Source organism: Dankookia rubra (assembly GCF_004355005.1).
Taxonomy (GTDB): Bacteria; Pseudomonadota; Alphaproteobacteria; order Acetobacterales; family Acetobacteraceae; genus Paracraurococcus; species Paracraurococcus ruber_A.
This window is the reverse complement of the sequence record NZ_SMSJ01000071.1, coordinates 20,934-27,085: the sequence shown is the minus strand read 5'-3', so window position 1 is coordinate 27,085 and position 6,152 is coordinate 20,934. Positions and strand designations below refer to the sequence as shown.

6 protein-coding genes are annotated in these 6,152 nt (G+C 73.6%); 2 read left to right on the top strand and 4 right to left on the bottom strand.

The window, feature by feature from the left end:
* The 3 genes from E2C06_RS28050 to E2C06_RS28040 all read right to left on the bottom strand — a co-directional run.
* The coding region (locus E2C06_RS28050; protein ID WP_241671506.1) for an AAA family ATPase at positions 1–1,600 on the bottom strand (1,600 nt) is incomplete at its 3' end.
* Entirely contained in the window at positions 1,597–2,229 is a 633-nt protein-coding gene (locus E2C06_RS28045) for a thioredoxin domain-containing protein (RefSeq protein ID WP_133291887.1), read from the bottom strand. The genes E2C06_RS28045 and E2C06_RS28050, both read right to left, overlap by 4 nt.
* 46 nt (positions 2,230–2,275) lie before the next feature.
* A complete protein-coding gene (locus tag E2C06_RS28040) occupies positions 2,276–2,758 on the bottom strand; it encodes a DUF721 domain-containing protein (RefSeq protein ID WP_133291886.1) in 483 nt (160 codons plus the stop codon).
* Here E2C06_RS28040 and E2C06_RS28035 point away from each other — a divergent pair, their 5' ends adjacent.
* Positions 2,759–3,805 carry an A/G-specific adenine glycosylase gene (locus tag E2C06_RS28035; RefSeq protein WP_133291885.1) on the top strand — a complete coding sequence of 349 codons (1,047 nt, stop codon included), beginning with the start codon at positions 2,759–2,761 and terminating at the stop codon, positions 3,803–3,805. It begins immediately after the preceding gene.
* Here the strand turns inward: E2C06_RS28035 and E2C06_RS28030 are convergent.
* Complete coding sequence (locus E2C06_RS28030; protein WP_165982714.1) at positions 3,768–4,235, bottom strand: DMT family transporter; 468 nt, start codon at positions 4,233–4,235, stop codon at positions 3,768–3,770. The two genes, E2C06_RS28035 and E2C06_RS28030, sit on opposite strands and share 38 nt — an antisense overlap.
* 262 nt (positions 4,236–4,497) lie before the next feature.
* On the opposite strand from E2C06_RS28030, the gene E2C06_RS28025 reads away from it, so the two are divergent.
* Entirely contained in the window at positions 4,498–6,090 is a 1,593-nt protein-coding gene (locus E2C06_RS28025; RefSeq protein ID WP_165982713.1) for a glycosyltransferase family 39 protein, read from the top strand.
* Positions 6,091–6,152 lie beyond the last annotated feature (62 nt).

The following is a 6,152-nucleotide window of genomic DNA, read 5'->3' as shown; positions in this document are numbered from 1 at the left end:
CGGCACGGCCGGCCTCGGCCTCGGCGCCGCTGGCCTCGCGCCGGGCAGCGGCATGGGCGTCCTGCGCGGCGGCACGGGCCGCCTCGGCCTCGGCCAGCGCCGCGCGGGCGGCGGTGAAATCCTGTTCGGCCGCAGCGGTCGCCGCCGCCGCGGCGGTGAGGCGTTCCGGCGCGACCCGGGTCGCCAGTGCCGCTTCGTGCTCGGCCGCCAGCGCCGTCCTTTGCCCGCCGAGCCGCCGGGCGCGCTGCCCGGCCGCCTCCAGCTCAGCCCCGGCGGCATTGACCCGGGCAGCCAGCGCGGCCGCCTCCTCGGTCGCCAGGTTGGCGGCGCGCTCGGCAGTGCGGGCGGCCTCGGCCGCCTCCTGCAGCGCCGCCTCGGCGGCTTCCAGCCTGGCGGGCAGGCTGGCCGTCGCCGCGTCCAGTCCGGCCTGCTCGGCCGCCAGCCGGCGCTCGGCGGCGGCGGCATCGGCCTCGACCCCCTGGGCATGCGCCAGGTCGCGCTCGATCTGGGCGAGCCGCGCCGCGGCGGCCTCCAGCGCGTCCCGCGCGCGGCGCTCCTCGGCTTCCAGCCCCTCCGATTCGACCCGCCGGCGCTCCAGCGCGGTGCGGGTGCGGGCCTCGGCCTCGCGCAGCCCCGTCGGGCCCGGGGCCAGGGCCTTCTCGGCCTCGAAGCTGCGGATTGCGGCGGCCTCGGCCTCGGCCTCGGCCCGGCGGGTGGTTGCGGCGGCGGCGTCGAAGGCGGCGCGGGCGACCGTGAGCGCCGCCCCCGCCCGGGCGCGCAGCAGCGATAGCCACTCGGCCTCGGCGGCGCGGACCAGGCCGGAGAGGTTGCGGTAGCGGTTGGCTTGCCGGGCCTGGCGCTGCAGCGAGCCCCGCTGCACGTCCAACTGGCCGAGCAGGTCCTCGGCCCGGGTCAGGTTGGACTCGGCCTGGCGCAGCTTGAGCTCGGCCTCGTGCCGGCGGGCGCGGAGGCCGCTGATGCCGGCCGCTTCCTCGAGCACCTGCCGGCGCTCCTCGGGCTTGGCGCCGATCATGGCGGCGACCTTGCCCTGGCTGACCATGGCCGAGGCCCGGGCGCCCGAGCCGATATCGGCGAACATGGTCTGGACGTCGCGCGCCCGGACCTCGCGGCCGTTCACCCGGAAGGAGGATCCCTCGCCGCGGGCGATCTTGCGGCTGATCTCAAGGTCCTCCGCCTCGGCATGCGGCGGCGGCGCGAGGCCGGCGGCTTCCTCCAGGTAGAGCGTCACCTCGGCCAGGTTGCGGCCCGGCCGGGTTGCGGTTCCGGCGAAGATCACGTCCTCCATCTCGCCGCCGCGCATCGACCGGGCGGAGGTCTCGCCCATCGCCCAGCGCAGCGCCTCGACCACGTTCGACTTGCCGCAGCCGTTCGGGCCGACGATGCCGGTCAGGCCGGGCAGGACCTCGACCACCGTGGTCTCGGCGAAGCTCTTGAAGCCGGCGATCCGCAGCCGCGCGAGGGTCGCGCGCAGGGCGGCGGTCCGTGCCGCCTGCTGCTCCTCGGGCGTGGTGCGTGCCGCCTCCGGCACGGCCGCCGCCTCGGCTTCGGCCTCCGGGCCTGCGGCGGGGGCGTCGCTCAAACCGGCCGCACTTCCAGGACAAGCTGCTGGAACTTCTCGAAGGGCATGTTGCCGGACTGGTTGCGGATGGTGCCGCCGCCCTGGAACGAGAAGCTTGGCGTGGCCTGCACGCTGAACTCCTTCTCCGCGGTCATGCGCTGCTCGAGGATGGCGCGCTTCAGCCCTTCATCGGCCACGACCTGGTCGTATTGCGCCTTCTGCATCCCGGCCAGCGCCGCCATCTTGCCGAGCTCGACCAGCGGGTCGCCGCGTGTGAAGGCCCAGCGGTCCTGGCTCGACAACAGCGCGCCGATGAAGCCCTCATAACGTTCGGCCGGCAGGCTGCGGGCCACCGCGGCGGCAGTGAGCGCGATCTGGTCGAGCGGGAAATCGCGCCAGATCAGGCGGATGGCGCCCCGCTCCACCAGATCCCGCTTCACCCGCGGGAAGGTTTCCTTGTGGAAGGCGGCGCAATGGCTGCAGGTGAGCGAGAAGAATTCCATCACCTTCACCGGGGCGTCCGGATTGCCGATGCCGCGTTCCGACAGGCGTGGATCGGCATTCTGGGCGCGCGCCCCGGGGGGCGCCGCGGCGAGGCCGGTGGCCAGGAGGCCGGGGGCGGCGAGCAGGGTTCGGCGGGGCAGGCGCATGCGGCCTCCATCGGGGTCTGGCATCGACTCCGCCCGCTGCGGGCGGTCAGGGACGATTCCGATAGACGCCCCGGCCCAGCTTTGCCAGCGCCGCGCGCAATTCCTCGCCCGGAACCTTGGCCACGGCCTGCTCGACCGGGGCGGGCAGCGGGGCATCGGCGGCCGGCCGGGCGGCGGGCGCGGGGCGGGGCTGGGCCTGCTGCACGAAGCGCAGGCGCTCCACCATCGGCTTGCCCAGATGCGCGTTGATCCGGCCGATGAGTTGCGGCGCCAGGTGGGTCAGCTCCATCGCCACCGGGCCGGCGCAGCCGATGGTCAGCGTGCCGGCGGCGAAGCGCAGCGGCGTGGTCACGCCCGAGAGCGCCGGCCCGACCACCCCGGCCCAATCGGCCATCAGCTGGGCCCCGGCCGGGCTGCGCTTGCGGAAGACCGGCCGGGTCAGGGCCGGGATGAGGGCGCCGAGCGGGCGCGGGCCGTAAGGCGAGCGGGCGGGGGTGAAGCCGCCGGCTTTGTCGCTATCCTTGGCCATATGCCCGCACTTCCTCCCGCCGCTTCGCTGCTCGCCTGGTACGACCGCCACCGCCGCGTGCTGCCCTTCCGCAGCCGGGGCAACCGCCCCGATCCATATCAGGTCTGGCTGTCCGAGGTGATGCTGCAGCAGACCACCGTCGCCGCGGTCGGGCCGCGCTTCGATCGCTTCCTGGCGCGCTTCCCGACGGTGGAGGCGTTGGCGTCGGCCCCCGAGGCGGCGGTGATGGAGGAATGGGCCGGGCTTGGCTACTACGCTCGCGCGCGCAACCTGCATGCCTGCGCCCGGCTGGTCGCCGCCCGCGGCGGCTTCCCCGAGGATGCGGATGGGCTGCGGGCGCTGCCGGGGATCGGCGCCTATACCGCCGCGGCGGTCGCGGCGATCGCCTTCGATCAGCCGGTGGTGCCGGTGGATGGCAACGTGGAGCGCGTGGTGGCGCGGCTCGCGGCCGAGGCGGCGCCGCTGCCGGGCTCGAAGCCGCGGCTCGCGGCGCTGGCGGCAGGCTTCATGGCGGATGCCGATGCCCGGGCCCGGCCTGGCGACTTCGCCCAGGCACTGTTCGACCTCGGCGCCACGATCTGCACCCCACGGGCGCCGGCCTGCGCGCTGTGCCCCTGGCGGGAGGGGTGCCTGGCGCAGCGGCAGGGGATCCAGGAATCGCTGCCCGCAAAGGCCGCCAAGCGCGCCCGGCCGCTGCGGCACGGAATGCACTTCCTGCTGACCGATGCCGCCGGCCAGGTGCTGCTGCGGCGCCGGCCGCCGCGCGGGCTGCTGGGCGGCATGCTGGAGATCCCCGGTACGCCCTGGCGGGATGCGCCCTGGGCAGCGGCGGAAGCGGCGGAATTCGCCCCCGTGCCCGGCCTGCCCTGGCGCCGGGTGCCGGGCATTGCCCGGCACGGCTTCACCCATTTCGAGCTGGAGATGCTGCTGCTGGCGGCTAGCGTGCCGCGGCTCGCGCCGCCCGAGGGGATGGAGGCGCGCCCGCTGGCCGAGGCCGCCGGCGCGCTGCCTACGGTGATGCGGAGACTGCTCGACCTGGTGCGCTGAGCCCGGCTTCGGCCGCTTCCCGCTTCGCCGCGCCGCGCTTGCCGCCGATCTCGGCCAGCAGCACCACGCCAAGACAAACCAGCGCCAGGCCGGCGAGCATCGTCAGCGACAATGTCTCATGGAACAGCAGCATGCCGAACAGCGTGGCGGAGACGTAGGACACGGCGGTGCAGGGGGCGGCGACCGACATCGGGATGCGACGCAGCGCCACCACGTAGAACATCGTGCCGCTGCCGTAGCAGCAGAGCCCGATCAGCGTCTGCCAGCGCAGCATTTGCGCCAGCAGGCTGGCGATCAGGTCGTGTTCCATCGGCGGCAGGCCGCTGGCGCCGAGCTTCAGCAACACCTGCCCCGCCTGGGACGCGATGATGGCGATCAGCAGTGCCGCCCAGTGCTGGGCAGCGGGTGCTTCCGGGTTGGCGGGTGACACGCGGCTCTCCGATTCGGTCTTGGCAATATGTCGCTCTTCGCATCATGGCATGGGACACGAAGGCGTGGATGCGGCAGATGAAATTGCCGGAATAGGCGAAACGTGATGTCGCCATCCCGATTGCGAACGCGAAGCCTGCAACCAGGGACATGACACCGTTGCGCGAGCACCGCCGCGCCGACGATCCGTTCATTCGCCGGCGCCTCCCTGCCACGGCATGGTGCGCCCGGCAAGCGGAGCGGAGCGGCATGGCTGGCAAGCCTTGGCGACATGGTGGCATGGCACGACGCATGGTGGCGCGATGAGCGGGCGGGTGATGGAGCGCGGCGGCTATGCCGCGGCGGCGACGCCTGCCTTCGGCACCCGCAGCACCTATGCCGCGCTGGCGCTGCTGACCCTGGCGGCGCTGGGGCTGAAGCTGTACCGCATCGATGCCGCGTCGTACTGGGCCGATGAGCTGTTCAGCGTCTTCTGGGTGCGCGAGAGCCTCGGCTTCCTCTGGAGCGCGCAGGCCTTCGAGATCGAGACCACGCCGCCGCTCTACTACACGCTGCTGAAGCCATGGGCCGCGGCCTTCGGGTCGAGCGAGCTGGCGATCCGATCCTTCTCCGCCCTGCTCTCGGCAGCGACGATCCCGTTGGTCTGGCGGCTGGCGAGGGAGTTCACCGGGCCGGGCACGGCGCTGCTCGCGGCGGCGATCTTCGCGCTCAATCCGATGCAGATGCAGTTCGCGCAGGAAGCCCGGGCTTATGCGCTGATGCCGCCGCTCTACGTCCTCGCGCTGCTCGGGCTGATGCGGTTCTGCCGCGCCGCGCCGGCACGGCGGGACGGGGCGCTGGCGCTGTATGGCGTGGCCGCCCTCGGGCTGGTCTACGCGCATGCCACCTCGGCCTTCACTCTGGCGGCGCTGAACATCTGCGCCGGGCTCTGGCTGCTGCGGGCGCGCGCCGGATCGGCCTTCGCCTGGGCTCCGCTGCTGCGGCTGGCCGTGGTGGATGCGGTGGTGGTGGTGCTGGCGATCCCCGAGATCCGCGCCATACTGGCGCAGGCCGGCCGCTACGACATCGCCTGGATCGAGAAGCCGGACCTCATCGGCCTGTTCAACCTCGCCAATACGCTGCTGGTCGACCCGATCTTCGCGCTGCGCTTCCGCATCGCCAGCATCGTCTCCGTCGCCGTGCTGGCGCTGTTTGCCCTGGTGCTCTGGCGGGCGCGGCCGGGGCGGCTGGCCTGGGTCTTCCTGGCGACGCCGGCGGCGCTGTTCCTGGCGATGACGCTGGGGATGAGCCTGGCCGCATCGCCCTTCTTCATCCCGCGGATCGCGATCTTCGTCCCGGTCCCCTTCGCCATCCTCGCGGCGATGGCGCTGGCCTCGGCCCGGCCGCCGGCTTGGCTGCGCGGCGGCTTTGCGCTGGCGCTGGTGGTGGCGACCGCGCTCGGCCTGCACGGCATCCTGACGGTGACGCCACAGATCAAGGAGAATTGGCGCGGGCTTGCCGCCGTGCTGGGGCCGCAACTCGGCGCACGGGATGTCGTGGCGATCGGGCCGCGGACCAACATGCTCGGCCTCGGCTACTACCTCGATGGGCTGAAGCAGGACCGCTGGCAGCCGGACGGCGCGCCGCTGATCCCGCTGGCGCCCTTCGCGCCGCAGGGCATGACGGAAGCCGAGCGGGTGCCGGATGCGCGGATTGCCGACTGGGTGCGGCAGGGCAAGCGGGTCTGGCTGGTGCTGAACCCGCGGGACGGGGAACTGCTGACGCAGCGGGCAATGGGGCTGGTGCCGGGGCAGGCGCCGCGGCTCGACCGCCGGCAGGCGATGCTGACGGTGCTGGTCTGGGACGCCGCGCCCTGAGGGGCGCCGCGGCACGGCAGGAAGCAAGTGCGGGAAGAAGGTATTCTCCCCGGACCCCGCAT

Excerpts from the sequence above, each read along its gene's own strand:
- E2C06_RS28045 (WP_133291887.1), bottom strand. The coding sequence starts at position 2,229 with ATGCGCCTGCCCCGCCGAACCCTGCTCGCCGCCCCCGGCCTCCTGGCC.
- E2C06_RS28040 (WP_133291886.1), bottom strand. The coding sequence starts at position 2,758 with ATGGCCAAGGATAGCGACAAAGCCGGCGGCTTCACCCCCGCCCGCTCG.
- E2C06_RS28035 (WP_133291885.1), top strand. The coding sequence starts at position 2,759 with ATGCCCGCACTTCCTCCCGCCGCTTCGCTGCTCGCCTGGTACGACCGC.